The 26,444-nt window shown below is 59.9% G+C and carries 22 protein-coding genes; 3 read left to right on the top strand and 19 right to left on the bottom strand.

Features of this window, described 5'->3' with window-relative positions:
• Window positions 1-24: 24 nt before the first annotated feature.
• Both H2O65_RS01015 and H2O65_RS01010 read right to left on the bottom strand, forming a co-directional pair.
• Window positions 25-1,227 (bottom strand): folate-binding protein YgfZ, encoded by a 1,203-nt coding sequence (locus tag H2O65_RS01015; RefSeq protein ID WP_182141777.1) that lies wholly within the window; start codon window positions 1,225-1,227, stop codon window positions 25-27.
• Window positions 1,220-1,927 (bottom strand): heme-binding beta-barrel domain-containing protein, encoded by a 708-nt coding sequence (locus H2O65_RS01010; protein WP_182141776.1) that lies wholly within the window; start codon window positions 1,925-1,927, stop codon window positions 1,220-1,222. Before H2O65_RS01010 ends, H2O65_RS01015 begins: the two co-directional genes overlap by 8 nt.
• Window positions 1,928-2,035: 108 nt before the next feature.
• Between H2O65_RS01010 and H2O65_RS01005 the strand changes: the two genes are divergently transcribed.
• Complete coding sequence (locus H2O65_RS01005; protein WP_182141775.1) at window positions 2,036-3,181, top strand: acyl-CoA dehydrogenase family protein; 1,146 nt, start codon at window positions 2,036-2,038, stop codon at window positions 3,179-3,181.
• Window positions 3,182-3,305: 124 nt separating this feature from the next.
• Window positions 3,306-4,742: a NaeI family type II restriction endonuclease gene (locus tag H2O65_RS00995; protein WP_220458760.1), complete on the top strand. Its 1,437-nt coding sequence runs from the start codon at window positions 3,306-3,308 to the stop codon at window positions 4,740-4,742.
• On the opposite strand, the gene H2O65_RS00990 is transcribed toward H2O65_RS00995, so the two are convergent.
• The 16 genes from H2O65_RS00990 to cysS all read right to left on the bottom strand — a co-directional run bounded on the left by H2O65_RS00990 (window position 4,739) and on the right by cysS (window position 24,474).
• Window positions 4,739-5,734 carry a DNA cytosine methyltransferase gene (locus H2O65_RS00990; RefSeq protein ID WP_182141774.1) on the bottom strand — a complete coding sequence of 332 codons (996 nt, stop codon included), beginning with the start codon at window positions 5,732-5,734 and terminating at the stop codon, window positions 4,739-4,741. The two genes, H2O65_RS00995 and H2O65_RS00990, sit on opposite strands and share 4 nt — an antisense overlap.
• Before the next feature lie 556 nt (window positions 5,735-6,290).
• Entirely contained in the window at window positions 6,291-6,647 is a 357-nt protein-coding gene (locus H2O65_RS10580) for a cell wall-binding repeat-containing protein (protein ID WP_398396576.1), read from the bottom strand.
• Window positions 6,583-7,878: a S8 family serine peptidase gene (locus tag H2O65_RS00980; RefSeq protein ID WP_182141772.1), complete on the bottom strand. Its 1,296-nt coding sequence runs from the start codon at window positions 7,876-7,878 to the stop codon at window positions 6,583-6,585. Before H2O65_RS00980 ends, H2O65_RS10580 begins: the two co-directional genes overlap by 65 nt.
• Before the next feature lie 7 nt (window positions 7,879-7,885).
• Complete coding sequence (locus tag H2O65_RS00975) at window positions 7,886-8,431, bottom strand: hypothetical protein (protein ID WP_182141771.1); 546 nt, start codon at window positions 8,429-8,431, stop codon at window positions 7,886-7,888.
• Window positions 8,432-8,545: 114 nt separating this feature from the next.
• The gene (gene pulA, locus H2O65_RS00970; RefSeq protein ID WP_182141770.1) at window positions 8,546-11,203 is read right to left on the bottom strand and encodes a pullulanase-type alpha-1,6-glucosidase; all 2,658 of its coding nucleotides are present in this window, start codon (window positions 11,201-11,203) and stop codon (window positions 8,546-8,548) included.
• Between the two features lie 83 nt (window positions 11,204-11,286).
• Window positions 11,287-11,712 carry an aspartate carbamoyltransferase regulatory subunit gene (locus tag H2O65_RS00965; RefSeq protein WP_182141769.1) on the bottom strand — a complete coding sequence of 142 codons (426 nt, stop codon included), beginning with the start codon at window positions 11,710-11,712 and terminating at the stop codon, window positions 11,287-11,289.
• Window positions 11,712-12,632 carry an aspartate carbamoyltransferase gene (gene pyrB, locus H2O65_RS00960; protein ID WP_182141768.1) on the bottom strand — a complete coding sequence of 307 codons (921 nt, stop codon included), beginning with the start codon at window positions 12,630-12,632 and terminating at the stop codon, window positions 11,712-11,714. The genes H2O65_RS00965 and pyrB overlap by 1 nt, the downstream gene beginning before the upstream one ends.
• 2 nt (window positions 12,633-12,634) lie before the next feature.
• On the bottom strand, window positions 12,635-13,294 hold the full coding sequence (gene pyrE, locus H2O65_RS00955) for an orotate phosphoribosyltransferase (RefSeq protein ID WP_182141767.1): 660 nt from the start codon (window positions 13,292-13,294) through the stop codon (window positions 12,635-12,637).
• A complete protein-coding gene (pyrF, locus tag H2O65_RS00950) occupies window positions 13,287-14,003 on the bottom strand; it encodes an orotidine-5'-phosphate decarboxylase (RefSeq protein WP_182141766.1) in 717 nt (238 codons plus the stop codon). Before pyrF ends, pyrE begins: the two co-directional genes overlap by 8 nt.
• Window positions 14,000-14,920 (bottom strand): dihydroorotate dehydrogenase, encoded by a 921-nt coding sequence (locus H2O65_RS00945; protein WP_182141765.1) that lies wholly within the window; start codon window positions 14,918-14,920, stop codon window positions 14,000-14,002. Before H2O65_RS00945 ends, pyrF begins: the two co-directional genes overlap by 4 nt.
• Complete coding sequence (locus H2O65_RS00940) at window positions 14,914-15,654, bottom strand: dihydroorotate dehydrogenase electron transfer subunit (RefSeq protein WP_182141764.1); 741 nt, start codon at window positions 15,652-15,654, stop codon at window positions 14,914-14,916. Before H2O65_RS00940 ends, H2O65_RS00945 begins: the two co-directional genes overlap by 7 nt.
• Before the next feature lies 1 nt (window position 15,655).
• A complete protein-coding gene (locus H2O65_RS00935) occupies window positions 15,656-16,975 on the bottom strand; it encodes a dihydroorotase (RefSeq protein ID WP_182141763.1) in 1,320 nt (439 codons plus the stop codon).
• A 67-nt stretch (window positions 16,976-17,042) separates the two neighbouring features.
• A complete protein-coding gene (locus H2O65_RS00930) occupies window positions 17,043-18,326 on the bottom strand; it encodes an adenylosuccinate synthase (protein ID WP_182141762.1) in 1,284 nt (427 codons plus the stop codon).
• A gap of 95 nt (window positions 18,327-18,421) precedes the next feature.
• Window positions 18,422-22,003: a bifunctional proline dehydrogenase/L-glutamate gamma-semialdehyde dehydrogenase gene (locus tag H2O65_RS00925; protein ID WP_182141761.1), complete on the bottom strand. Its 3,582-nt coding sequence runs from the start codon at window positions 22,001-22,003 to the stop codon at window positions 18,422-18,424.
• A 59-nt stretch (window positions 22,004-22,062) separates the two neighbouring features.
• On the bottom strand, window positions 22,063-23,025 hold the full coding sequence (gene rlmB / locus H2O65_RS00920; RefSeq protein ID WP_182141760.1) for a 23S rRNA (guanosine(2251)-2'-O)-methyltransferase RlmB: 963 nt from the start codon (window positions 23,023-23,025) through the stop codon (window positions 22,063-22,065).
• Window positions 23,026-23,043: 18 nt separating this feature from the next.
• Window positions 23,044-24,474, bottom strand: coding sequence for a cysteine--tRNA ligase (cysS, locus tag H2O65_RS00915; protein ID WP_182141759.1), 1,431 nt, complete (start codon window positions 24,472-24,474; stop codon window positions 23,044-23,046).
• A 36-nt stretch (window positions 24,475-24,510) separates the two neighbouring features.
• Between cysS and ispF the strand changes: the two genes are divergently transcribed.
• Window positions 24,511-24,996 carry a 2-C-methyl-D-erythritol 2,4-cyclodiphosphate synthase gene (gene ispF, locus H2O65_RS00910; protein WP_182141758.1) on the top strand — a complete coding sequence of 162 codons (486 nt, stop codon included), beginning with the start codon at window positions 24,511-24,513 and terminating at the stop codon, window positions 24,994-24,996.
• On the opposite strand, the gene H2O65_RS00905 is transcribed toward ispF, so the two are convergent.
• The gene (locus tag H2O65_RS00905) at window positions 24,993-26,444 is read right to left on the bottom strand and encodes an MFS transporter (protein ID WP_182141757.1); all 1,452 of its coding nucleotides are present in this window, start codon (window positions 26,442-26,444) and stop codon (window positions 24,993-24,995) included. The two genes, ispF and H2O65_RS00905, sit on opposite strands and share 4 nt — an antisense overlap.

Genomic DNA, 26,444 nt, shown 5'->3' with positions numbered 1-26,444 from the left:
CAAAATGGTAACGGTAGGGAACTCTCACCCACCGGCTCCGGGCCCGCGGGTCCTGATGTCTCGTTTCCCTGCATCGAGCTTCTTAAGCCCGGCCCCCGGCCGTTCGGCAGGAGAATGGTCCGAGCGTCCTTCCACCGGAACAATCAACTCTTGGACGGCATCAACGCCACCCACCATCACGGCTGCAGTTGGATCCAGGTTGCGTTTCACGAGGGCGAGGGCGATCGGCCCCATCTCCCAATGCCTGGCAACCGATGTGATGACGCCAACCTGGCGACCGCCGTACTCAACAGCTGCGCCGGGCTCGGGGAGCGCCTCCCCAGAGCCATCAAGCTGCAGGAAAACCAGCCGACGCGGTGGCTTGCCAAGGTTGACGATCCGCGCAACTGATTCCTGCCCGCAGTAGCACCCCTTCTCAAGGTGAACGGCAGTGCGTAACCAGTCCAACTCTGAGGGCATTGTCCGCTCATCAACCTCACTGCTCCGAAGTGGCCTCCAAGCGGCAACCCTGGTTGCCTCGGCGGCCAGGTATCCGACGGGGCTCAGGGGCGGCAATGTTCCGCCCTCGTCCGAGACTGCCCCGCTGAGCAGTAGGCCAACAAATTCGTCCGCTGTGCTTGCGGGGCACACATAGACACGGAACTGCGCCTGCTCTCCGGGATGCGTGCCGGTGAAGTAACGCGCTCCGCCCGGGGTGACCGCTGGCCACGGATCAGTCCACATTCTGCCCCCCAAGTCTGCCAGCGCCGATGAGGCGACCCGTGCGGCCTCCTCAGACTGGCTACTGGTGAGGACGCCGCGGAAACCCGTGCTTTCGTCCTCGACCTCAACACGGAGCATAAACTGCATCGACTTCAAGAACTGGGCCAGGTCTTCAGAGAACTGGCGTTCAGTCAGCAACCACGTCGTTGTGCCGTCGTCGAGGGCGCCAAATTGGAAGGTGACCCGACCCTGGGGGTCAAGGAGCAGAACTTCCCGCGACTGGCCCGGCTGCAGGTCCGAGAGAATCTGCGACGACAGGGTCGTCAACCATGAGAGCCTGTCAGGTCCCGCAACAGTCACCACGCCGATCTCGCCCAGATAGGTAAACCCCAGTCCCCGTTCAAAGCGGTCCTGCTCATCGGCGGGCCAGCCGTAGTGCAGTGGAAGGCCAAGCGAGGGCCCACTGTCGGCCACAATTGCGCCCGCGGATGACAGTGGCCCGGGAAGCGCCCTCGGATCAGCCATCGGAAGGGTCTCCGTCCTCATGGCGCGACGCGCGGGACGTCTTGGCAGCCACCTCATCAGCCGAAGCCGTGCGCTGAAGTCGACCCGTGATCTCAACCTCGTACTCGCCGCCCGCAGGCATTGCTTCCGACGCCCACATCAACTCACCACCCACCAGTCCGAACATACGGCTGAAGTGGTCGAGGGCGTCCGCGCGAGGGGCTCGCACCACTGCGTCTGAAGCCAACTGGATGCGTGGGCCCATCACCACACCTGCCCAGAGCACTGCGAAACCGCGTGTCCCTGAGCCGACGACCCGTAGTTCGCGTCCCTCATCCGGTCCCGCAGGAACAACCGCAAGCGGTGTGTCCACTGACCAGTAGGTCGTTTCCTCCGAAATCAGGGCTCCGGGTTGTATGTTGTCAAGCCCCTCTGCCGCTGTCCATAGGGGATCGAACTCGTCCGCCAGCTCGCCCTCGTACGTACGAATGGTCATGCGCATCTGTTCGCCAACAACTGCGGCTTCAAGGTCTTGCAGCACCGCGTCAAACCTGGAGTCCGTCTCCTCCTCTGCCGGTTGAGTGGCACTGTTGTCTTTGGTGTCGGTCTCGGCGGGCGGCATCGTACCGGGGGCGGCGACCGTGCCCCACCCTTGCCAATGGCCAAGCAGCCAGGCAAGCGAACTGAGTTTCAGGGGTAAATCTGATGGGATCTCGAACATTCCCCCAGACTACCGACTTCCACGACTATGGTCACGAACCGTCTGGAACGCATTAGTCGCTAGTCTTGAAGAGACAGTCCAACTTGAACCTGCTCAACAGGAGGAAAAATGGCCTTCCTTTCCGACGAACTACTGGGCGAAATCCATTCGCGTGCGGCCAGCTATGACGCCGAAAACATCTTCCCTGAAGAGGACTACGACCAGTTGCGCAATGCGGGGTACTACGCGGCGTTTGTCCCAGAGGAATTCGGTGGGAGCGGCCTCACTCTCAGCGAAATCGCAGCCGAACAGACCAGGCTTGCGAAGGCGGCGCCCGGCACCGCCCTCGGCATCAATATGCACCAGATCATCGTCGGGTTGGGGCGCATGCTGGTTGATGCGGGACGTAGCGAAGGGGAGCAGATTCTGCGGGATGCGGCAGATGGGCACCTTTTCGGCTTTGGGATTTCGGAACCCGGGAACGACCTCGTCCTCTTCGGGTCGATCACCGATGCGAAGCCCACCGAGGACGGGGGCTACACATTCACCGGAACGAAAGTGTTCACTTCGTTGTCACCGGCGTGGACACGGTTGCTGACTTTTGGCGCGGACAGCGACAGCAGTGATGCCCCCAAGTCGGTGTTTGCAATCCTACGGCGGGAGGATGGCGGGGTGACTATCAAGGATGACTGGTATGTGTTAGGAATGCGCGGAACTCAGTCGAACACCACGCTGCTGGAGGGGGCGAGGGTCAAGGCCGAACAGGTACTGGGCCGGGTTGACCCCGGACCGAACCTTGACCCTGTCGTGCTTGGTATCTTCGCTAACTTCGAGATCTTGTTGGCCGCGACGTATGCGGGGGTTGGTGAACGCGCAATAGAGGTGGCGGTTGAGCATGTCAAGAAGCGGCGTTCAGTCATGAACCAAACCACGTATTCCAATGACCCGGCGATCCGCTGGCGTCTGGCAGAGGCCGCGCTTCTCATGAACGCGGTCGGTCCGCAGATCCGCGAAATGGCGGCGCTGGTGGAATCGGATGCGGAACCGAATCTGGGGTGGCTGCCGCGCCTGTCGGCCGTGAAGAATGCTGCGTCTGAGGCGTCCCTTCGGGTGGTTGAGCAGTGCGTTCGTGCGTGTGGGGGGTCTTCGTATTACGACAAGAATGAGCTGTCACGCTTGTACCGCGATGTCTTGGCTGGCCTTTTTCAGCCCTCAGACCAGGAGTCGCTGCACGGGGCTTGGGCGAATATGGTGCTGGGGCCGGTCGCCGACTAGCGGCAAAGCCGCCCGTCGTCGCCCACCGCCCCCAGCAGGATCACCCGTACCAAGAAGACCAGAGCCGGCAGCCAAGATGGTGTTGGTGCTGCAGTTGCCGGCCCGCACGATTAGTCTTTGTTTGATGAGTGAGCATGGACAGCAGACAGAGAAACGGCGCATAAATGTGGTTGGGGCGGTCATAATTCGTGATGGCCTGATCCTTTGCGCCAGGCGATCAAGTCGTATGTCCCTCCCAGGCATGTGGGAGTTCCCCGGCGGCAAGATTGAGGTCGGAGAAAGCCCTCAAGAGGCGCTCAGGCGTGAACTACAGGAAGAACTCCAGTGTGATGCTCAGGTGAACGACCAGCTTGAAGTCACGACACATGAGTACGACTTCGGCATCGTCACGCTGACGACGTTCTACTGCCAGCTGGTGAATGGAGAGCCACTCCTAACCGAGCATTCTGCCATCCGGTGGATGCCACCTTCCGACCTCGGATCAATAGAGTGGGCGCCGGCGGACAGGCCAGCCGTCGCACGCTTGCAGTCGCTTTGCCGCGAACCCGGTGCGAACAGCAAAACGACAGCCGAACCTGAAATGCCCCTAGAGCTCTCGGTTGACTTACTGAGCCGGCAGACGGATTCCCTGGAACGCTACGTCGATTCAGAATCAGATCATGATGACCCTGCCTCGCGAGATGCGGCGCTCGACGAGGTATTCGAAGTGCTTAGCTTTCTCGATCCAGATGGGACTCGAGCCGCACGCGTGTTTCGGGACACCTTTGACCAGCTTTACGATGGACAACACACCGGTCGTTATCGCCTGGATCATCTCTCTAAGACTGAGAAGGCACATTTCGGATCCATCATCGAGATTAATCTGCAGCGCGAGTTTCAGTTCAACGACGGATCCGTTCTGGATTACTCAATCGCGACACATGAGGTTGACTGCAAGTTCTCACACACTAGCCAGTGGATGCTCCCAACAGAGAGCTTTGACCAGATCGTTCTTGTAACTGTTGCCGACGATATGAAATCCCAATGGAGCATGGGGTTGGTCCGCGTATCCGAAGAGAATCGGAGAGCAAGCAGAAATCGAGATCAGAAGACGGGCCTGAACGCGGAGGGCAAGAAACGGGTCCGGTGGCTACACCAGAATGCGCCGATGCAACCAAACACTTTGCTCACCCTGCCGGAACCTGAAGTCGAGTGGATTATGTCCCGTCCGAGCGGCCAGAAGAGAGTGGATGAGTTACTAAGATCCGCCACTGGAAGACGCATTTCACGGACAGTCATCGCAACAGTCGCTCAGCAGAAGGACTATATGAAACGAATCCGCGAAAATGGTGGATCTCGGAGCACGCTCCGGAAGGAAGGAATACTTGTTCTGAGTGGCGACTACAAGGACCAAACCCAGTTTGCCGCGGCTTTGGGTACCGCAGTACCGGAGCGCGGCGAGATTGTCAGTGTCCGCGTTAAACCGACAGAAGACCTGGCATATCCAAGTGCGGATGGCAGGAGATGGCGTATCTGCCTTCCTGGGGAAACGACCGCGGTCGATGCGCCGATGCTCCTCTAACTAGCTGCTCTCAGAATTGGGACCCGAGAAATCTCCGAAGTTTGCTCCACGCCGAGTGCGCGAGCAATACTCACACCCACGGCTTTTGCCGTTGGAGCAGGGAAAGCATTGCCAATCTGTCTGTACACCGAAGTCTTGCGCCCCGAGAACAGCCAGTCGGGGGCGAAACCCTGGATTCTTGCGGCCATCTGATTGGTCAGCCTTGGGATGTGTTCTTTTGGCAGCTCCGGACCGGGTGCCTCATCTGCAATCCCCTTGCCATCGACGCCGAGTTTCAACCACGCCTCTTTGGCCCGGGTTGGCCCCAAGTCAGCACCTCCATGTTTCTTGGATCCACCAACTAGTGTCGGCGCGATGCTGTTTGCCCCGCGCGCCCATCTTTCTGCACCTTCCCACCCTCTGGCGGCCATGAGATCGAACAGAACTGGGCCTACAGAAGGTGGCGTCCCCACTGGTTGGGGCCAATTGAAGCTCCTAAAGTGACTTCTCTTCATGGCTACAAGGATGAATCGCGGGCGCAACTGCGGAACCCCATACTCGCTTGAGTACAGCAGCTGCCATTCTGCGTGGTATCCCGCTTCTTCCAACTGCTCGAGGATCGAGGCTCGATAGGTCGCGAATCGGGCTGTCGCCAACCCCTTCACATTCTCAAGCATCACTGCACTGGGCTGCGCTTCCCGAACAATGCGAAGCGCCTCGGGGAATAGGTCGCGTTCATCGTCAGCCCCCAGCTGCTTTCCGGCGACACTGAAGGGGGGACAGGGAACTCCGCCTGCCACTAGGTCGATTCCCCTGTAGGGCCTACCGTCAAATTCACGGATATCCCCCTCAAGGACATTCCATGCTGGCCGGTTAAGGCGGAGAGTCGCTGCGGCATCTTTGTCGATCTCAATAGCTAGCTCGTGCTGAAATCCCGCCTGTTCAAGTCCAGATGATTGACCACCGGCACCGGCGCAAAGCTCCAATACTCTGAGTTCTTCCTTCTGGGTCATACGCCAATCCTCTCATTACGCTGTCCAGGTTTGGCACAAGCGTCCGGTAGTGGAAAGTGTCTCATTGGCTTCCGACATTTAGGATTGTTGCAACCCGCCCCGTCCATAGCAACACTCAGGATGAGTGAAGCCCCGATTCCGTTTCACATGATTGGTGGCGTGCACTACAATGGACATTGACGTCGGGCCCAATGCCCCGGGCTCCAATTTCAGCCGCCTCGAGCGGCATAGCGCCGACAGGCGCATAGGTCCGGCGTCACTAAATCACCACCCCAACCGCCTTTGCGGCCGCCAGCGCCCGCACCAGCGCAGCCACCCCAGCCGCCAGCGCCCGCACATCACGAAATGTATACGTGGGGGCGAAATAATCGTCTGGGGTGCATACCCCAAGCACTCCTTTGTTCCCCACGTATACATTTCACGAACATGCAGGGGGTGCGGAGCCCAGTGACGCAAAGTACGGGGTTACGGGGCCCCCGCAATGCCATCCACCGCTGTGTTGAGCCTGCGCACAACCGTGTGGGTCAAGGGTCAAGTCGCCATCAACTCAAAACCGTCAACTGCATTGCGTCAGGCTCTGGACCGACTGTCCCAACACAGCGGGCCCCCCAACCAAATAGACATTGGACACTCTGGCTCCCACCCCCTCGATCCAAGACGACACCACCAGCTTTGGAATGCATTCGCCGTTGGAAAGAACTAGGCGCTTAGTCAACGATCCGGCAGGCACCGCCGCAGAGAGGGCATCCGGGAAGTCCTTACCGGTGGCTACAAACGCCCTACGAATCTTCTGGCCTGAAAAGAACTCTTTGAGGACTGCAGTTGAAGTACCGTAGCGATCCGATCCACTAACCCTCTTGATCTGAGTCCCCTTCAGGGCAGATCTCAATTGCTGCTCCACCTTTGGGCTCATGGCCCCCGTGCCACCAACTATGTGAGCGCGTGACGGTGTTAAGGAGACAGGTGCTGCTATGCGGAATGGGGACAACCGAGTATGGGTTCGCAACCTGCGCATTGGCGCTTCGACGCATTAGGGACACAACCTGATCGTGTCTCATAGTTGGGTTCTTCTCCAGGCCGAGGGCTGCCACTGCAGCCGCGGTTGGAGAGGCAGCAGACGTCCCGTAGAAAGCGTAGAGCCCCGTGTTCGCCCCAGTTTGGATTGGGCTGCCAAAGAAACTGTTCACTATCCCGTCAAGTCCCATGATTGTAGGGACCTCTGGGTTGACCGGTTCCGAAAGAGTCGTAGCAACGCCATTTCGCGAGGACGGTCCGAACCGGGTCTGGTTGGCCCCCAAAGACGAGTAAGACTGCACCACTGTTGGCGCCGTCCACGGCGCCGCCGCAACCGACGCCGCGCTTCCGTCGCCATTGTGACCGTACTGACTGCCCTGAATCGTGTTGTTGCCCTCGGTTCGGTAGAACTCTCTGTCCCATGCAAGCGTATTGGTATCGGCTGCAAACGGGGTTATCTGCACGGTTGGAGACCCGTAACCGGGTCGTGAGATATCGCGAACCACCACAAAATCAACCGACCGTGAAGGATTGCAAGTGGCGTCCCGACCCCAGTCCCATTGGGCGTAGTGCACTGGAAGCCCAACGCCATCAGAACTGCTTGCGGCCCCTAAGCACCTCTCTTGGCTCACTACACCACCGGATCCTGTGACAGACCTGGTCCCATACATTTGCAGTTGTAGGTTGGTCTTCAGACCATTTGCTGGCTCAGCCCAGTGCATCACCTGCGCGATTGAGGATGGCAGCTGCGCCCCCATGGTGTATTTACCGAGTGGCTGGCCCATCCAATTGGGAGAGAAATCTAGACAGTCGACACCACCGCGACTTGTTCCCTGAGGCAGAACCAACCACTCCGGACAGGAAGTCCCAACAAATGCGTTGCTCTGGTGTCGCCCAATCGGATAGCCGGTAATGCCTGGCTGGGAGGTGGGTGACCGCTTCACCCCGTTATTGTTGCCGGAGCTCGAAAAGTAGGTCACTCCCCGCGCTTTGACGCTCTCAATTGCCTGGGAAACCGGTCCTTGCTGAAAGTTCAGTTCATTGGACCAATAGATGTCGTCAACGATAATGTCTGCGCCAGCATTGAACCACGGGGAAGTACCATCTCTGAGGACCCTGCCCGGTCCCATCAACCCCCTAGCTCTGACGCGCTTGACTGACTCTGAGGGGAGCGTTCGCGACAGCAGGAACTGTGCGACACAGAGCTGGTGTCTGCGATCCGCCCACTCGGCCCACCATGTGGGGCACCTCTGCCTGAAGCTGCCCCACTTCCTGGAGTAGCTCCTCTACTTCCGCCTCACTGAGTTCACGCTCCATATGCGCAGATTGCGGAGCCAGATTGACGTCTACTGAGGCAACCCCTGGCACGGTCCGAACAGCATCCAGCTGCGATGGTGCGACCAGAACCATCGCGATCGGTTCGATTGCAAGGACCCTGCGAACACGAGCAATTGCTTCAAGCGCATCGACCTGGTCAGGCGTTGGCGCACTTTGAAACACGACTGTCGCAGAAAGTAAGCCATCTTCCTGCACTAGCGTGAGACCGCCGTCTGCACCAACCCCCAACGCTTCAGCTATCTCATCAGCCGTGATCCCCGGGTTCTCCTGTGCGATGACGATAATCTTCTCGGTGATTGTCGATTCGAAGGCCGGGGGCTCAAGATCGCTCTGCTCCCCAACCACCTCAGTCTCAGGCGCTTCTCCGTCAGTCGTGGGGACCTGCGGCTCCCCTAGAGGGGCGTCGTGGCCATACCCATCTTCAAGGGAACTGGAGTTTCTTGGTCCTTCACCACCACCTCAGTTTCTGTCCATATGCACTGTGGCGGAACGCGGTGCCACTTCGAAGTCTCTACTCTTGCCACACACTTGCAGAGTCCCAGCCCATTCTTCAGGAGTCGCGTTAAATAAGACGAAGAGTCCAGCATCTTCACTCTCCCCCTGTCCTCGCCCATCAATATGCATCGCGATTACACCGGGTTGGTCCGCGCCGTTCACACCCGTGGGCAGAAACCGCACCCTGCGACGAATCTGCTCCGCTGAACCCAACGTGAGCAACGGATGGCTGGCCCTGATTCTCAACAGTTCCATCGATTTTTCCCGACACAGGGCCATCGCGCTGGCATCCGGACGCAGCGACTTGTCCTCAAGGAGAGGTGCCATCGCGTCCCAGTGGGCTCTGTTTCGAGCAGCACTAGGCAAGCCCCGACCGAACTGGTTCCACTGACCCGTCCAATCAATCGCATTGAACCAATCTCCGGAGTTATACGAGTCCCGATCGAGAGACTTCGACCGAAGCAGCTCGGTTCCCGAGGCCCAGAAGGCTACCCCTTGCCCAAGGGCCACCGTCGCGTTCGCAAGGACCTGGGACTTCACCCGGTCTTCCATCGACGTGGTCAAAGGCAGCTTCCAGATAGCCGAATCAAACAGCGTCTCATCATCATGGGCCTCAACATAGTTGACGCACTCCTGAGGCTCATGAGCGAACGCAGCACCCTTCCCAAAGTAGTCAATGCTCTGGGACATTACCGTCCCAGAGCCATCAGACAGCGCGAGGGGATAGTCGCGAATGGCGCCAATCAGACTGATCTTCACCAGATCCATCTGCCGGTACAGCTCCGCTACCGCTTCATTGCCAGCCTCTGAGGCGTCCACCGCACCACCCAACCAGGATCCCTGCCACGTCTGTACCTCATTCGGGTCAACCGCCAGACCGGTAGCGAATCCCTGGCGCGACCTGTGATCCCCGTCCATCGGGCTCCCGCCGCGCACCGCGTCCCTCAGGCGGTCATTGAAAACCCCGATCCCGCTGCCCCCAATGTTCGCCTGCGTCGCCTGGGTAAACAGTGCGTCATCAGCAACTTCACCGAAATTCCAACCTTCGCCATAAAGATAGATGCTCTTCCCATCAACCCCGTCACGCTCGATAGTCAAGTTATCCAGCTCCGCCCGCACTGCTTCCATGTTGCTCAGGGAGTGGTGCCCCATCAGATCAAACCTGAAGCCATCAATCCGGTAGGCCACCGCGGCATCCACCACGGCATCCACCATAATCTTCTCAGCCATCACATGTTCGGTGGCTACGTTGGCGCAGCACGTCGACGTCTCAACTTCACCCCGTGGAGACAGCCGGTGATAGTAGCCGGGCACCACCTTGTCGAGGACGGAGTCTCTACCCTGCCCACACTGGAAAGTGTGGTTGAAAACCACGTCCTGCACCACACGCAGCCCCAGGTCGTGAAGCGCCTGCACCATCTCCCGATACTCCAGCGTTCGCCCACCGCCAACCTGGTTGCCCACAGATGCATACGAACCCTCTGGGGTCATCCAATGGTTAGGGTCATACCCCCAGTTGAAGGCATCTTGGTTCGCAACCTCGCCTACCGCCTGCTGCGGAAGCACCGAAGAGCGAGACCATCCCGCAACCACCTCTAGTAGCCCCTGATTTTCAGGCACGAGGGCGATCCCCTCAACTTCTGGTTGCTGCCATTCTGATCGCGCTTCTGGGATAGCCCCACTTGCAATGTCATACGTTGGGAGCAGATGCAGGGTTGTGATTCCGGCAGCAACCAACCCTTCAAGCGCTGTTCGCCCAGCACTGCCGTCCTGAAGAAAGGCCGCGTACGTCCCCCTTAGCTCTGCAGGAACCGTCTGATCCCAAGCGGAAAAGTCACGCACATGCAACTCATAAACTGCCTGGCTCGCGGCGTTTCGTAGCGGTGGAAGGACTCCGGCCCCCCAGGCGCGCGGCTTCCAGCGTTCCCTGTCCCGATTGACAATCACCGAACGCATTGAATCCACGGTGAGCCCCACCGAGTAGGGATCTGTGACCCGGTTCGTTACCAGCGATCCAACGGAGGGCACATAGACCCGTACCTCCCAGAGGTACTCCGCGTCCTCCCATTCCGGCGCCCCAACGACGGTCCAGATCCCATCATCATCCCTGTCCGCTTCACAAAGGAATCCACCGTCGGCCTTCGGGCCATCTTTGAGCCACAGCTGCAGCTTCACACTTGAGGCGGTAGGAGCCCATAGCTTCAATGTTGGGGCACCACTTTCCCAGTTCACCCCAAGTTTCTGAGCGCGGGCCCCCGCATATATGTCGTCAAGCACCCCGGCAATCTGCACCCCACACCGATCGATAACTGCCTCGTCACGAACGGTCTCTAGGAGCAGTGGTCCGCGCAGCAGATCCTTGACCTCCCCTGCAGACAGCGGCTGACCCGACGGCCCGGAGAGTACAAGTGCCTGATAGTGCGCATGCTTTGTTCGCCGATCAGCCTCTTCTTGAAGGTCGCTCAAATCACCAACCGTAAGAGAGACATGGGGCGCCGACACCAGCCGATAGGACGCCCCTGCTCGGTCCATCATGACCGGGAAGGCAATCGTTGTTCGATCCAGCCACAGAGCCCACGCGCCACTGCCACCACACCCACAGTTGTCCCTTACGTCCGTCATCGCGGTCCCTTCCCTGCGCCCTTTGGCTCAGGAAAAGATCCTCTCACGCCCCTCCGACATAATGGGTTTCAGCCCACGAAAGGCTACCTATGGTCGGGCGCCGCAGCCTCACAGTACAGACAGCGATACAGACTCCGCTGCGGATCCACCAGGGTGAAGACCTGATCGACCTCGTCCTCGACAGTAGTAATACACCGTGGATTCTTGCACTCAACGATATTGACCAGAGAGTCAGGCAAGGAGAGGTGCTTCTTCTCTTGCAACTTGCTTCCACGCACCAGGTTCACCGTGATCTTCGGATCGATGTATCCGAGGGCGTCCAGGTCAAGGTCGATATGCTGGTCAATTTTGATGATGTCCTTGCGTCCGTACTTACGCGAATCGACATTCTTGATGATCGCGACGGAGCAGTCCAGGTCGTCAAGCCCGAGAAGATAGTAGAGCCGCATGGAGTCGCCGGGACGAATGTGGTCGATGACAATTCCGTTCTCAACACCGTCAATATTCACTATGCAACCTCAAGATCCAGTAGTTTCAAAATCAGCGCCATCCGCATAATCATGCCGTTTTTGACCTGGCGGAAGTAGGCTGCACGCGGATCGTCATCAATCTTCACGGAGATCTCATTTACCCGGGGCAGTGGATGGAGAATCGACAGGTCCTGCCGCGCAAAACGCAGCCTGTCCTGATCCAGAATGAAACGGTCCTTCAGACGAATGTAATCGGCCTCGTTGAAGAACCTCTCCTTCTGCACGCGCGTCATATAGAGGACATCAAGATCCCCGAGCGCCCCTTCCATGTCATCCGTCTCCACGTAGGGGACGTTGTATTTGTCGAGGACGTCCTCGCGAATGTAGTCGGGAATCTGCAACTCCGGCGGCGACATGAGTACGAAGGAAATCCCCGGGTACGGCGCCATTGCGCTGATCAGAGAGTGAACGGTACGACCAAACTTGAGGTCACCCGCCATGCCAATGACCAGGTTGTCCAAACGACCTTTCTCCCGCTGAATGGTGAGCAGGTCCGTAAGGGTTTGGGTCGGGTGGTTGTGCCCGCCGTCCCCAGCGTTGATCACCGGGACCGGCGACCGCAACGACGCCAGGTGGGGTGCACCCTCTCGCGGATGCCGCATGGCAATAATGTCGACGTAGCAACCGACCGTCTGCACCGTGTCGCCAACGGTCTCACCCTTGGCGGCCGAGGACGAGTCCGCCGAGGAGAAACCCAAGACACTGCCACCTAGTGCCTGCATGGCGGCCTCGAACGAGAGTCGTGTGCGGGTTGACGGCTCAAAAAACAAGGTGGCCAAACGCTTGTGAGCGCAGACGTCCTGATAGGCGATCGGGTCCGCGATGATACGTTCCGCAACGGCCAGCAGGTCTGCCACTTCCTCTTGGGTGAAATCGCGGATATCAATCAGATGACGCATTTCTATTCACTCTCTCCCTGCCACCAAGCGGCAGGGTTGTCTCGGAACCGCAGCACCTCCGGTGCCTGTTGCCCGCTCAGGTAGCCCTTGGCCACCGCGACATCCACCAGGGTGTCGAGGTCGGTGAGAGCGGTGTATGTAAGTCCGCCCTCGGCAAACGTCACTGAGGCCCGCTCCATGTTGTAGGTGAAGATTGCCGCGACCCCAGACACCACCAAACCGGCGTCAAGCAATACCTTTGCCGCCTCCACGCTGGATCCGCCGGTGGAGATCAAGTCTTCAATGACCACAACGTGCTGACCCGGGGTGAAGCCACCTTCAATCTGGTTGCCCCGACCGTGGCCCTTCGAGCCGCCCCGCACATAACCCATCGGCAGCTCCAGAAGGTCGGCGGCGAGCGCCGCGTGGGCAATCCCCGCCGTGGCGGTTCCCATCAGCATCTCTGTTTCCGGGTAGGCGGCCTCGACAAGGTCCGCCAAGCCGCGTTCCACCCTGGTTCGCACCTGCAGGTGCGAGAGGATCAGGCGATTGTCGCAGTAGATGGGACTCCGGATCCCGCTGGCCCAAGTAAATGGTTCGTCAGGGCGCAAAAACACGGCCTCGATATCCAGCAAATCTGCCGCCACCATCCGCGCAACCTCACGGTGATTGAAACTAGGCATTGTTCTCTCCTAAGAACTCGTTGCGACACCGCAGGTATGCGGCGCGCGGATCCGGGGCTGATGTGATGGGGCGGCCCACGACGATGAAGTCGCTGCCAGCTTCCCTCGCGGCCTGCGGCGTCATGACCCTCACCTGGTCCTGCACATCGCCCTCGACAAACCTGATCCCCGGGGTGACGGCGAGGAAGTCTGTGCCGCAAGTCGCCTTGACCAGCGCGGTTTCACGAGCCGAACACACAACCCCGTCGAGCCCAGCCACCTGGGTGACCTTGGCGTAGTGCGCCACGGCCTCGTCGACCTCGCCAGGAATCAGCAACTCCTGGTTGAGCATGTCCTTCGAGGTCGAGGTGAGCTGGGTGACCGCTATCAGCAACGGACGCGTCCCATCAGGCCGGGTTAACCCCTCTTTGGCGGCTTCCATCATGACGCTTCCACCAGCGGCATGGAGGTTCACCATGTCCGCTCCCAAGTCACGCAGAACCGCCATGGCGGAGCCCACCGTGTTGGGAATATCGTGCAGCTTCAGGTCAAGGAAGACGCTGTAACCCTCCCCTTTCAGCCGTCGCACCAGGTCGGGACCGGCGCCATAGAACAGCTCCATCCCCACCTTCAGGTAGGGCCGCTGGTCCCCCAGTCGCCCCAAGAAGTGGTCGAGGGCGTCCGCCGTCGGGAAGTCCGCCGCGACGATAACATCGTTGTGATCTGTCATAGGGCTGCTCCAATAATCTCTTCGAGACGTTCGATTCCGAGCTCATCCATCAGGGCTGGCAGCTCCTCCAAAATCTGGGGGATGACCAGCGGGTTGCGTAGGGATTCCGCGCCAATCTGGATCCCCGTTGCCCCGGCCATCATCATTTCGAGGACGTCCCGCGCCGATGCGACACCTCCGCTCCCCATGACAGTGATGTCGAGGGCGGACCTAACCTGCGCGATCATTCGCACCGCGATCGGGAAAATTGCCGGCCCCGACAGACCACCCATCCGCTCCGCGATCACCGGGCGACGGGTTGCGACATCGATGCGCATACCCTGCAGTGTGTTGATCAAAGTGAGTCCATCGGCGCCCTCGTCAGCACACGCCCCCGCAATCGCCACGATGTTGGTGACGTTGGGGCTCAACTTGATGAAGAGCGCCGACTCCTTGACAACTTCACGTACCGCTGCGGTGACCTGGGCGGCAGCCTCAGCTGAGGCCCCAAAGCTCATGCCACCACCGTGAACATTGGGGCAAGAAACGTTGAGTTCAATAACCTCGCAGGTCCCATCTGTGGCAGCGCAACAGTGCACATACTCATCAATGGAGAACCCGGAAATGTTCATGATGACAGGCTGGTGGTAGAACTGCGCCAACCCCGGCAGTTTCTGGGCGAGAACCGCGTCGATGCCCGGATTCTGCAAGCCGATTGAGTTGATCATGCCCGAGGGTGTCTCTGCAATTCGCGCTGTCGGGCTACCCTCGCGAGGTTCGCGCGTCGTCCCCTTCAGAGCCGCTGCCCCCAGGATATTGGGGTCGTAGAAGTCCAAAAACTCCTCCCCAAACCCAAAACATCCCGAGGCCGGAATCAGCGGATTCTGTAGCGCCACACCGGCAAGATCCACGGCAAGACGTGGGTTAGCAGTCACCATGGCAGATCCTCACTGTAGAAGACTGGCCCCTCTTTGCAGACTCTCTGGAAGCCCTCTTTGGTTTCGAGGACGCATCCCATGCAAGCCCCAAACCCGCAGGCCATCCGTTCTTCCATCGAGTACTGGCCGGGCGCCCCCGCCGCCGCAAACACCGCTTTGAGCATGGGAGTTGGGCCGCACGCATACACGTAGTCCCAGGTTGCGTCGGCCTGCATCATTGCCGTGGTGACAAAACCGGGGGTTCCCGCAGTGCCGTCAACAGTCGTGATCGATACCGACACGCCAAGCGCTTCGATCTCTTCAACGAGGGCGACCTCGTCCTCGGACCCGAAACCAAAAATGACACTGGGTTTGGTGCCTGCCTTGACCAGTGCCTCAGTAAGCGCCAAGAGCGGTGCCACCCCGATTCCCCCGCCGACGACAAGCGGACTGCTGACGCCCTCGGGAATGGAGAAGCCGTTGCCAAGTCCGGAGAGGACATCCAGCGTCTCGGCGGGGGAGACATGGCCAAGAGCATCGGTGCCCTGGCCGAGGATCTTGTACATCAGGGTCAGGTGGCCGGGCCCCCACGCGCAAACAGACAGTGGCCTGCGCAGATAGAACCCTGGGATATCAACGTTGACGAATTGGCCCGGGTGGGACAGGCCCGCCGTATCTCCCTCCAGCTCCAACAAATAAGTATCCCTGGCAATTTGCCGGTTCTCCGTTACTTGGAAGAGCTGAATGGAACGCATGCTAGTCACCCACCTCGGTATCGAGTAGTCGGTCGGGGTCCCAAACTGGAGTGCCCTGGCAGACGGTGAGGTCGATCCGTCCGAACAGTTGGTCACCCTCGAACGGTGTGGCGTGACCCATGGAGAGGAAGTCGGCTGAATCAACCGCGACCTCAGCCTCGGGATCGAGAACCACGAGATCCGCCGCTTCCCCCGCCAATATCTGGCCGCCGCCCAGTTTGAAACGCTCCCGGGGGGCCGTGCACATCACCCTCACGAAGTCGGCCACGGACATGCGACCGTTGCGGACAAAGTGTGTGTAGACAACAGGAACAGAGATTTCGAGGCCGACCACCCCGTTGAGGCTTGACGCCAGTGGGCCGTCCTTCTCCTCAGCGGAATGCGGAGCGTGATCCGTTGCAACCATGTCGATGGTTCCGTCGACGAGGGCGGCTGCCACGGCCTCCATGTCTGAACGCGAGCGGATGGGCGGATTCATGCGGAACCTGCCCTCATCGCGAAGCATGTCGTCAGAGAGGGCCAGGTAGTGGGGGGCGGCCTCCGCGGTAACGGGCAGGCCCTTAGCTTTGGCGGCGCGCACCAACTCCACGCTACGTTTCGTCGAGAGGTGGCAGGCGTGGTAGTTGCAGCCCGTCTGCTCAACGAGGCGCAGATCACGTTCCAACTGAGACCACTCACTGATCCCCGGCTTGCCGATGTGTCCGTGGGTTGCGGCATACTCGCCATCGTTAATGTAACCGTCACCGGAGAGCTCAAGGTCCTCCATATGCTGGGCAACGAGGCCGCCCACCGCGGCGATTTGGCGCATTATCTCTGCCATGGCGTCCTCGTCCTGCACCCCGAAACCATCATCAGAGAACCCAACGGCAACCGTAGACAGTGCGGCGTATTCAAGGAGTTCACCGCGACCGGTGCCGCCTTTTGTGAGGCAGGCGTACGGGCGAACCTCCACCACCGCACGCTGATCGTAGACCGCGTCCTGAGCTTGGAGTTCGGCCAAGTTGTCGGGGGCTGGGTCAAGATTCGGCATGGCACAAACCGTGGTAAAGCCGCCGCGAGCGGCCGCCGCAGTTCCCGTTGGGATCGTCTCCTTGTAAGAAAAGCCGGGTTCGCGCAGGTGAACATGAATATCGGCGAGGCCGGGAAGGATCAGTTTGCCCGTAAGGTCAACGATCCGGTCCGTGAAAAGGCCGACTTGCTGCGGATCGCGAACTTCCTCGACCTGCCAGTTTCCCGTCGCCTGATCCTGTTCAAGGGAAAGATCTGCCGCACGCAGTTCCCCGTCTAGAAAAACCTGGGCCCCGTGCAGCAAGACTTTCATGTCAGGCTCCCTCATTTTGTGAGTGGCTCGCAGTGATTATTGCACCAGATTGCCGCGCGCGAAAGTTCTAGCGCACAATCGCCGCGTCGCGGGCTTGGCCGACCCCGATCGTGGAGATGCGGGCTCCGACCTCGTCCTCAATAAATGTCACGTAGTCGCGGGCTGCCTCAGGAAGGTCTTCGAAGCGGCGCACGCCCGTGATGTCGTCATTCCACCCCGCCATCTCCTTGTAGACGGGGACCGCCCTCGAAAACTCAGACTGGAAGACTGGAATCTCGGGGGTGAAGACGCCATCAACCTCGTAGCCAATCGCGACCGGGATGGTCTCATAACTGTCGAGGACATCCAACTTTGTCAGCGCGATGTCGGTGAGTCCGTTGATGCGGTTGGAGTAGCGAAGAACAACGAGGTCCAGCCACCCCACGCGGCGCGCGCGGCCCGTTGTTACACCGTATTCTCCACCCAGTTCACGCAGGTGATCGCCCGCTTCGCCGTGGAGTTCAGTTGGGAAGGGTCCCGAACCAACGCGGGTCGTGTAAGCCTTTGCAACACCGATGACCCGGTCGATCTTGGTTGGGCCAACACCGACGCCAGCCAGGGCACCCGCAGCAATGGCTGTGGAGGAGGTGACGAAGGGATAGGTTCCGTGGTCGATATCGAGCATCGCGGCCTGACCGGCCTCGAACAAGACCTTCTGCCCGGCGTCGAGCGCCCGGTTTACGATCAGGGACGAATCAACAATCAGGGGGCGCAGGCGCTCACCGTAGGCGACCAGTGCGGCAACCGTTGCATCAATGTCGAAATCAGCCTTGAACTCTGCGGGGATCTCCTCGGGGTCAAAACCGCGCAACTTAGACTGAATGTTCTGGGTGACGCGGGCTCGGACCACGTCCTCGTCCAGCAGGTCTTGGATACGTAGGCCGGTGCGGTTCATTTTGTCCGCGTAGGTGGGGCCAATCCCCCGCCCGGTCGTCCCAATCAGGCCTGCGCCGAGGGCGACCTCGTTCAACTTGTCGAACGAGCGGTTGTAGGGCGCGATGACGTGGGCATCCGCGGAAACAACCAGTCGCGAGCAGTCCACTCCGCGCGCTTCCATTGCCTCTATTTCACCGAAGAGGGCGTCCGGGTCGACGACAACGCCCGCGCCGATCACGGGAATGGCGTTTGGTGAGAGGATCCCGGCGGGTAGAAGATGCAGTGCATACGACTCGCCGTCCACGACGACTGTATGGCCTGCGTTGTTACCGCCATTGAACTTGACGACCATGGCGACGTCGCCGCCCAACTGGTCTGTCGCTTTACCTTTGCCTTCGTCGCCCCACTGGGTTCCGACAACGATGATGCCCGACATAAGCCCTGGTCCTTTTCTTGGGGACTAGTTACCAACGAAGTGTACGGGTTATGCGGGCGGGGTGGCGAGCTTATCCAGAATACTGTGCGCCCGGCTCAGTTCTCGACGAGGATTTCCTCCGTGATCGACGTTGGGTTTCCGTAGCGATGGTTGGTGATCGACACCGCCTGCTCATGGAGGAACGGCAGCGCCTCAACGCGTGCCGCCACCGTTGCCGGACCATCCCACACCGCCACCCGGATGTCACCACCCAAATCCTGCTGGATCTTCGCCCTCGTCGTGCCGAGCGCGCGGATGCGGATCTCCGTAGCATCTGGTTCATCCAAGGAGAGTCGAGTGATGAACTCATCCCTCGACTCGTTGCGAATCTCGAAACCGTACGTTTCTGCCCACTCCGCGATCTCCGCCGGCAAGACCCGGTCCGAAGACAGGGTCACCAGCGGGGTGTTCACCGCGTAGTCCGGCGACTGGCCCGGCGCGACTCGCACCAAGCGTGGTGCCCCGCTGGAATCCGGCTCGAACTCGCCAACCGCCACAGCCGCAGCCGCCAAAACCAGGACGTCCACCAACCTTGCATCGCCCTCAACCCGCAACGTTGAAGCGGCCGGAAGATAACGCAACACGTTGCGCTCCACGGCTAGCGCACTGGGGTCATTGAGCCTGTCAAAGTGCTTGGACGCTGCTCGCTCCGCGTTATATGCGGCCCGTACAACCGCCTCAAGCTCTTCGCGTCCCAACACCTGCTTCGCTGCTTCAATCAACGCTAGAAGCTGCGGCTTCGTGACGTGTGGATCCATGTCGGCGCGATTCCCCGCCAACGGTTCAATTGTCGGCGCAGAGCTCTCGTCCGAAGTCAGAGTGCCGAATCCGTACAGATAGTTGGGGCCGCCCGCCTTAGCCGACGCGCCGACACTGGAGAGCTTCCACCCCCCAAAAGGCTGACGCTGCACAATCGCACCCGTGATACCGCGATTAACGTAAAGATTCCCAGCCTGGACCCGGTCCAGCCAGTACTTGATTTCGCCTGCATTCAGCGAATGTAAGCCGGCAGTGAGGCCGTAGTCAGTTCCGTTCTGCACCTCGATTGCTTCCTCAAGTGTTTTCACCCTGATGACGCCGAGGACGGGACCGAAGTACTCCACCTTGTGGAACTCGCTACCCGGCTCAACTCCGGCCCTGATCCCGGGCGCCCACAGGCGGTCAGTTTCATCCAGCGGGAACGGCTTGAGGACCCAGTTCTGGCCCGGCTCCAGTTCAGTTAGCCCGCGACGCAACTTTTCTCCGGGCACCGTGGTGAGCGCATCCATATCCGTTGCCAAATTCTGCGGCCAATCAACGACGAGGGCGCCTGTCGCATCAACCAACTGGTTGTAGATTCGTTGGGAAACTCCGGCTGAACCCACAAGGATCAGAAGTGACGCCGCCGAGCATTTCTGGCCAGCATGGCCATATGCAGACTTCACAACATCGCGAACCGCAAGGTCAAAGTCAGCAGATGGTGTGACGATGATTGAATTCTTACCCGACGTCTCCCCCATCAGGCCCATCGATGGTTTCCAATCAAGGAACATCTGCGCTGTCTCGGATGACCCCGTCAGCACCACCCGTTCAACCTGGTCCGCCTCAACTACAGCTCGTGCCACCTCGCGATTACCCGGGATCACCAATGGCGCCAGATCCTTAGGAACGCCGGCCTTCCACAGGCACTCCATGAGGAGGGTGCCACAGCGAGTCGCCGAGGACGAGGGCTTGAGGATCGCTGCCGAACCTGCAGCAAGCGCAGCAGCCACACCACCGAAGGGGATTGCTAGGGGAAAGTTCCATGGCGGCACAATGGTTGTCACCTTGACCGGGGTGAAGGTGGCTGCGGGTAGCTGTTCTCCGGCCTCAGCGTAATAGTGGGCGAAATCAACGGCCTCGGAGACCTCAACATCGGCTTCCCCAACGGCCTTGCCAACTTCTGAGCCCGCAACCTCGATGAGGTCCGCGCGTCGCAACGCAAGTTCGACACCCGCCCGGTGAAGAACCTCGGCGCGCTCAGCCGGAGTCTTCTTCGCCCACTTCGCCTGCGCCTTCACCGCCTTTGCAAGCACTCTGTTCAGCTCGTCAACCGAGTTAACCGTGTGCTTGGAGGTAACTCCCAGTTCGGAGCCTTCCATGCGCGAGGCGATCTGGGCTGCCCATTCCCGGTTAGCAGCGAGGGCCGGGTCAGTATCCGGGGTGTTGTGAAAACGCCACCCACCACCGGGTGCGCGCACGGATGCTTCAAGTGAACGGGCCGTCTCCTTCTGACGGTTCTGCGTCCGGGCCGGATGACAGCGCTTTGTGCCTTCACCAATCATTTGCTTCAGGGATGCTTCATAGCGGTCCCGCTCTTTCGCGAAGGCTTTGGGATCGGTTGCTATGTCAAAGATTGAGGCCATGAAGTTCTGGTCCGAAGCGCCCTCTTCCAGACGCCGCACCAGGTAGGCAATCGCCACGTCGAACTCGGCTGGGTCAACCACGGGAACGTAGAGGAGGACGTCCCCAACCTCGTCCCGAATCGCTTGGGCCTGAGCATCCGCCATCCCCACAAGCATCTCGAAGTCAATGGCGTCGGCAACACCGCGAATGTTCGCCAATTCCCACGCCGTAGCAAGGCTGAAAAGATTGTGGCCCGCAATGCCCAGCGTGATGTTCTCGGTGTGCTCAGGGGTGAGTGCCCAGTCGAGAATTCGCAGGTAGTTCGCATCCGTCGCGCGCTTCGACTCCCAGGTTGTCATCGGCCAGCCGTGCAGGTCCGCATCAACCTGCTCCATGGCTAGGTTTGCACCCTTCACCAGTCGCACCTTGATCGGGGCTCCCCCGCGGGCGCGGCGTTCTGCGGCCCATTGCTGCAGGCGTTGCATTGCTTCGAGGCCGTCCGGAAGGTACGCCTGAATGACAATACCGGCCTCAAGCTCGAGCAGATCTTGCCTGTCCAGCAAAGACTCAAACACGTCCAGGGTCAGGTCAAGATCCTTGTATTCCTCCATGTCCAGGTTGATGAACTTCTCAGTCGGTGCGGCAGCAGCGTACTGGAAGATCGGCAACAGCTTCTCAACCGCAGTTTCGACAGCCTGCTCATGATCCCAGGGGCTATGCGGGCCAATCACGGAGGAAACCTTGAGAGAAACGTAGTCAACATCGTCGCGCGCCAGAAGCCGCGCCGTCTCAGACAGACGCTTGGTTGCCTCAGCCTCACCCAACACGGCCTCGCCCAGAAGGTTGAGGTTGAGCCGTGACCCATCGGCTCGCAGCTTCGCAATCTCAGCGCCCAACTTCTCATCTCGAGCGTCAAGAACCAACCCGCGGACCAACTCCATGAACACGCGCCGGGCGGCCGTGACCACAAGATCGGGGGCAACCAAGGCTGCCTTGCCACCCAACCTGGCAGGCAAACGTAGCCATGATGGCAAGAACCGCGGTGACCGGCGCACCAGTTCGCTAAGGTTGCGCGCCGCAACCTTGGTGTCTTCGGGCCGGACCACCCCATCAACAAACTCGACAGTGAAGGGTAGGCCATCGGGATCTTCAAGGACGCCGGCCAACAGCCTGGCCGCACTGGAGCTCGGATACTTCGTTGCTAACTGCGTCCAGCGCTTCGTGGTGTGAAGCGCCCGGTCAGCCGCTCTTTCGATGTCGCTTGAATGATGCATGCCCGCCCTCTCCTAGTACGTGATCCACGATACTCGCACTAGGGGAGGACACGCTGGGATTACTCTCCCGCAATCTCGTAGAGTGCGATTGCTGTCGCCACCGAAGCGTTGAGTGATTCGACATTGGAAGTCATTGGAATCGAAACAATCAGATCACACGTGTCGCGAACCAACCTCGATAGGCCGCTACCTTCGGCGCCGGTGACGAGGACGATAGGACTGTCGCCCAGATCCATGTTCCGCACCGTGGTGTCCGCATTGCCATCGAGGCCAACAATGAAAAAGCCGGCCTCTTTGCACTTGCGTAGCGCCTGCACCAGATTCGTGACGCGGGCTGCTGGTACCCGGGCTGCCGCACCTGCCGACACCTTCCATGCGGTGACCCCAACGCCAGCGCTACGACGCTCAGGCAGGATCAATCCATCCGCTCCGAATGCGGCACCCGACCGTAAGATCGCGCCGACATTGTGAGGGTCAGTGATGTGGTCGAGGGCGACCAGCAGGCCCGGCTTGTACTGTTGCAGGGAGTCGATGATCAGGTCCTCAAGATCCGAGTACTCGTACTCCGCAACCTCAACTGCGATGCCCTGGTGTGCGGCGCCATCACTGACACGGTCGAGGTCCCTCTTTGTGACCTCAATAAACGGCGCACCCGTCTCAGCAAGAAGCTCAAAGACCTCACGCATCTTGCCCTGGCTGGGATCCGATGCAAGGTAGATCCGTGAAACCTTGTTACCCGCCTTTACGACCTCAACAACCGGGTTGCGCCCCGTCACCAGTTCGTATCCGGGACGCACCTTCACCGCGCTGGCCGTCATCGACTTGGCTCGCGCCGCCTCACGCTCAGCCTGGCGTTCCTTGGCTACCTTCTGCTTGTAGGCGGGATGCCACGTGCGGTCCTCAGCCTTAGGGGTGGGACCGCGGCCTTCGAGGGCGCGGCGATGCTTCCCACCCGACCCCATCTTGGGTGGCTGGTTCTTCTTCGCTACGGCTCCACGCCGAGACTGATTACCCTTAGCCATTCGCGCCTCCTCAGCATCTCATCTTGCAGTGACCTGCCACTGCACGCCCTGCGGGCCATCTTCGACCTGGATCCCGGCCGCGGCCAATCTGTCGCGCAACTGATCGGCCCGTGCCCAGTTCTTCTCTTTACGGGCGAGGGCGCGCTCCGCAAGTACTTCGTTAATCATGACGTCGAGGGCACCCTGAAGCGTATCGCCACCAGTCATGCGCCACTGCGGTGAGCCAGGGTCAACGCCGAGGACGTCAAGCATTGACCGTACCACCTTGAGTTCGGCCTGGATTCCCTCACGGTCCCCTTCGACTAGGGCACGCCGCCCCCGTTTGACGTGCTCGTAGACAACAGCCAGGCCAGCCGCGACATTGAGGTCATCGTTGAGTGCGTCGGTAAACTCTGCAGGCAGTTCATCGGGAGTCATGAACACAACTTCGGGCTCCCCAACCTGCGCGGTCGCGTCCTCGACAAACCCAGTGAGTTTGTCCCAAGACTTGCCCGCCAACTCCAAGGTTGTCTCCGACCACTCAATCATGGAGCGGTGATGCACTGATGAGAGAGCAAAGCGGATCACCGCGGCGGGTGCCTGGCTCAGAAGTGAGGCAAGGTCCAGCGTGTTGCCAACCGACTTGGCCATCTTTTCGCCCGCGATTGTCACCCAGGCATTGTGAACCCACAGCTTCGCGAAATCGTATCCCGCGGCATGTGACTGGGCCTGCTCATTCTCATGGTGGGGGAACCGCAAATCGATGCCGCCGCCGTGAATATCGAAGGCTTCCCCCAGGTAGCGGTGCGCCATTGCGGAGCATTCCAGATGCCAACCGGGCCGCCCTCGTCCCCAAGGTGAATCCCACGAGGCCGTCTCCGGTTCCCCCTCCTTGGTCGACTTCCACAGCGCGAAGTCGCGCGGGTCGCGCTTGCCCGCACTGATTGCCTCCGTCTCGTCCTCGCCCTCAGTCGTCCGCATCTGGTTGAGGGACTGGTGGGTGAGGGAGCCGTAGTCCGCCTGCGAATGGACATCAAAGTAGACGTTTCCGCACTGGTCCGCGTAGGCGTGCCCGCGCTCAATGAGACGCTCCACCAGTGCAATCTGATCGGTAATGTGGCCTGTGGCGCGCGGCTCAATGGTTGGTTCAATCAGACCCAGGGTTGCGTACGCCTTCTGAAACTCGCGTTCAAACCGTTGAGCTAGCGCCCACCACTGCTCCCCCGACTCTGCCGATTTCGCGAGGATCTTGTCATCAATATCGGTGACGTTGCGAACATAGGTGATGTCGAGACCGTAGCGGCGCAGCCACCGAATCAGCACGTCAAAACTGGTTGCAGCACGAAGGTGGCCGATGTGGGGCATCCCCTGCACCGTCGGGCCACACAGGTAGATACCGACCTTGCCATCCCGGATTGGCACCAGGTTTTGGAGCGAGGAAGTTTTCGTATCGTAAAGACGCAGATCCATGGGGTCTATCGTACTTGGCCCGGTATCCTCTAGTGCATGACGACAGATATCCGTGTTGGCCAGGGCATTGATGTGCATGCGTTCGAGGACGACGCGGACCGCGTCCTGCACCTAGCCTGCTTGGAGTGGCCCGGCGAAGTACCCCTCGAGGGGCATTCTGACGCTGATGTGGCCGCCCACGCCATCTGCGATGCACTGCTTTCTGCAGCCGGCCTCGGCGAACTTGGGACCGTGTTTGGCACTGCGGATCCACGCTGGAAAGGTGCTTCAGGTGCGGCGCTCCTCCGGGAGACGCTGCGGCTACTCACTGAAGCCGGGTGGCGCATCGGTAATGTCTCGGTGCAGGTGATTGGCGAGCGACCCCGCATGTCACCGCGGCGCGAAGAAGGTGCGGCTGCCCTGTCGTGCGCCCTCGGTGGAGCCCCCGTGTCACTGGGGGCGACCACCACCGACAAACTTGGGTTCCTCGGCCGCAAAGAAGGGTTGGCGGCCATCGCCACCGCCCTCGTCCTTCGCGACTAGGAAGCGGATTCGCCGATTAGTTCCTTCTGCGACTTCACGGGAATCATCAGGACTAGGCCGAGGGCGATCACCACAACAATCCCCAGGATGCCCCAGTGAGTGGCGTCCACGCCATCTCCGAGGATCCGCGTACCAAGCGCGATCGCAAGTCCGTACATCATCGGCGCTAGGAACGACACCGCACGTCCTGTAGTTGCGTACAGCCCAAACACTTCGCCCTCGCGCCCCTTGGGAATGACGTTAGCGAGGAAGGTTCGTGATGCTGACTGAACCGGACCGACAAAAATCGTTAGTGCGAGGCCGAGCACCCAGAATGTGGCAGCCCCGTACCTATAGAGGAAGAAGACGCCGAGGCCGGCAACAATCATCAGGCACAGCGAAATCATGATGATGCGGCGCGAGCCCCACCTGTCATCGAGTGGGCCAAACGCCATGGTTGCGATACCCGCAACCACGTTGGCTGCGACGGCGAAAATGATGACTTCACCAGCGCTGAACCCGAATACTGAGCCAGCGATGACACCACCGAAGGTGAAGACCCCGGCCAAACCGTCACGGAACACTGCTGAAGCAATGAGGAACTTCAGGGTGTTGCGTGACTCGCGCCACAGTGACGCAACCGTGGCGAACAGCTTCCTGTAGGAATCAACGATTGACTCGTGGGGAATGTCATTGCGAACCACGCGCTTCTTTGGTGGATTGAGCAAGACTGGGAGCGCAAACAGCCCGAACCAAGCTGCGGCGATCAGCATCGACACTCTGACGTCCAACCCGTTCTCACCTGTAACGCCGAACAGGCCCACCTCCGGGTTGATGAAGCCGAAGTAGAGGAAGAGGAGGAGGACGATGCCGCCAATGTAGCCCGCTCCCCACCCGAAGCCGGAGATGGCTCCGCGGTTCTTAGGAGTAGAGATGTCGTTGAGCATGGCGTTGTAGTTGACTGAGCCGAACTCAAAGAAGACATTGCCCGCCCCAAGCAGGCCGATGCCGAGCCACAGGGCTCCGATCGGTCCCAGCGGGGAGTCCGGCGCAACGAAGAACATCAGGGCCAAGCAAACGAAGACAAGGAATGAGAATGCACCAAGCATCCGCACACCCTTGCCCGCACGGTCCGCCCTCTGACCTGTGATTGGTGCGAGGAGTGCGATGAGGATACCCGCTGCAACCATGCCCCACGACAGGTACTGATTGGCGGTGGTCTTATCTGTAAACATGCCGTCGGAAGTCAGGTAGACGGTGAAAACGAAAGAGGTGGCAACCGCGTTGAAAGCCGCCGAACCCCAATCCCACGATGCCCATGAAACGATCTTGGAGCGCGACGCTGGCGGTTCCTCTTCGATGGCTGACTCAATGTCCTCAAGTCTGGGAGGCCCCGAAAGCGCATTCTTTGCCAAGATGCTTCCGTCTAGACCGTGTTTGTCCCCGCTGGGGGATGGGGTGCTTGTCAT

It is taken from the genome of Schaalia sp. JY-X169 (genome assembly GCF_014069575.1).
In the GTDB taxonomy this organism is placed as follows: Bacteria; Actinomycetota; Actinomycetes; order Actinomycetales; family Actinomycetaceae; genus Scrofimicrobium.
Note: the sequence above shows the minus strand (reverse complement) of the source record. Positions and strands in the feature narration are given on the sequence as shown.

Excerpts from the sequence above, each read along its gene's own strand:
- H2O65_RS01015 (WP_182141777.1), bottom strand. The coding sequence starts at position 1,227 with ATGGCTGATCCGAGGGCGCTTCCCGGGCCACTGTCATCCGCGGGCGCA.
- H2O65_RS01010 (WP_182141776.1), bottom strand. The coding sequence starts at position 1,927 with ATGTTCGAGATCCCATCAGATTTACCCCTGAAACTCAGTTCGCTTGCC.
- H2O65_RS01005 (WP_182141775.1), top strand. The coding sequence starts at position 2,036 with ATGGCCTTCCTTTCCGACGAACTACTGGGCGAAATCCATTCGCGTGCG.
- H2O65_RS00995 (WP_220458760.1), top strand. The coding sequence starts at position 3,306 with ATGAGTGAGCATGGACAGCAGACAGAGAAACGGCGCATAAATGTGGTT.
- H2O65_RS00990 (WP_182141774.1), bottom strand. The coding sequence starts at position 5,734 with ATGACCCAGAAGGAAGAACTCAGAGTATTGGAGCTTTGCGCCGGTGCC.
- H2O65_RS10580 (WP_398396576.1), bottom strand. The coding sequence starts at position 6,647 with ATGAGCCCAAAGGTGGAGCAGCAATTGAGATCTGCCCTGAAGGGGACT.
- H2O65_RS00980 (WP_182141772.1), bottom strand. The coding sequence starts at position 7,878 with ATGGGACCGGGCAGGGTCCTCAGAGATGGTACTTCCCCGTGGTTCAAT.
- pulA (WP_182141770.1), bottom strand. The coding sequence starts at position 11,203 with ATGACGGACGTAAGGGACAACTGTGGGTGTGGTGGCAGTGGCGCGTGG.
- pyrB (WP_182141768.1), bottom strand. The coding sequence starts at position 12,632 with ATGCGTCATCTGATTGATATCCGCGATTTCACCCAAGAGGAAGTGGCA.
- pyrE (WP_182141767.1), bottom strand. The coding sequence starts at position 13,294 with ATGCCTAGTTTCAATCACCGTGAGGTTGCGCGGATGGTGGCGGCAGAT.
- pyrF (WP_182141766.1), bottom strand. The coding sequence starts at position 14,003 with ATGACAGATCACAACGATGTTATCGTCGCGGCGGACTTCCCGACGGCG.
- H2O65_RS00945 (WP_182141765.1), bottom strand. The coding sequence starts at position 14,920 with ATGGTGACTGCTAACCCACGTCTTGCCGTGGATCTTGCCGGTGTGGCG.
- H2O65_RS00940 (WP_182141764.1), bottom strand. The coding sequence starts at position 15,654 with ATGCGTTCCATTCAGCTCTTCCAAGTAACGGAGAACCGGCAAATTGCC.
- H2O65_RS00935 (WP_182141763.1), bottom strand. The coding sequence starts at position 16,975 with ATGAAAGTCTTGCTGCACGGGGCCCAGGTTTTTCTAGACGGGGAACTG.
- H2O65_RS00930 (WP_182141762.1), bottom strand. The coding sequence starts at position 18,326 with ATGTCGGGCATCATCGTTGTCGGAACCCAGTGGGGCGACGAAGGCAAA.
- H2O65_RS00925 (WP_182141761.1), bottom strand. The coding sequence starts at position 22,003 with ATGCATCATTCAAGCGACATCGAAAGAGCGGCTGACCGGGCGCTTCAC.
- rlmB (WP_182141760.1), bottom strand. The coding sequence starts at position 23,025 with ATGGCTAAGGGTAATCAGTCTCGGCGTGGAGCCGTAGCGAAGAAGAAC.
- cysS (WP_182141759.1), bottom strand. The coding sequence starts at position 24,474 with ATGGATCTGCGTCTTTACGATACGAAAACTTCCTCGCTCCAAAACCTG.
- ispF (WP_182141758.1), top strand. The coding sequence starts at position 24,511 with ATGACGACAGATATCCGTGTTGGCCAGGGCATTGATGTGCATGCGTTC.
- H2O65_RS00905 (WP_182141757.1), bottom strand. The coding sequence starts at position 26,444 with ATGACAAGCACCCCATCCCCCAGCGGGGACAAACACGGTCTAGACGGA.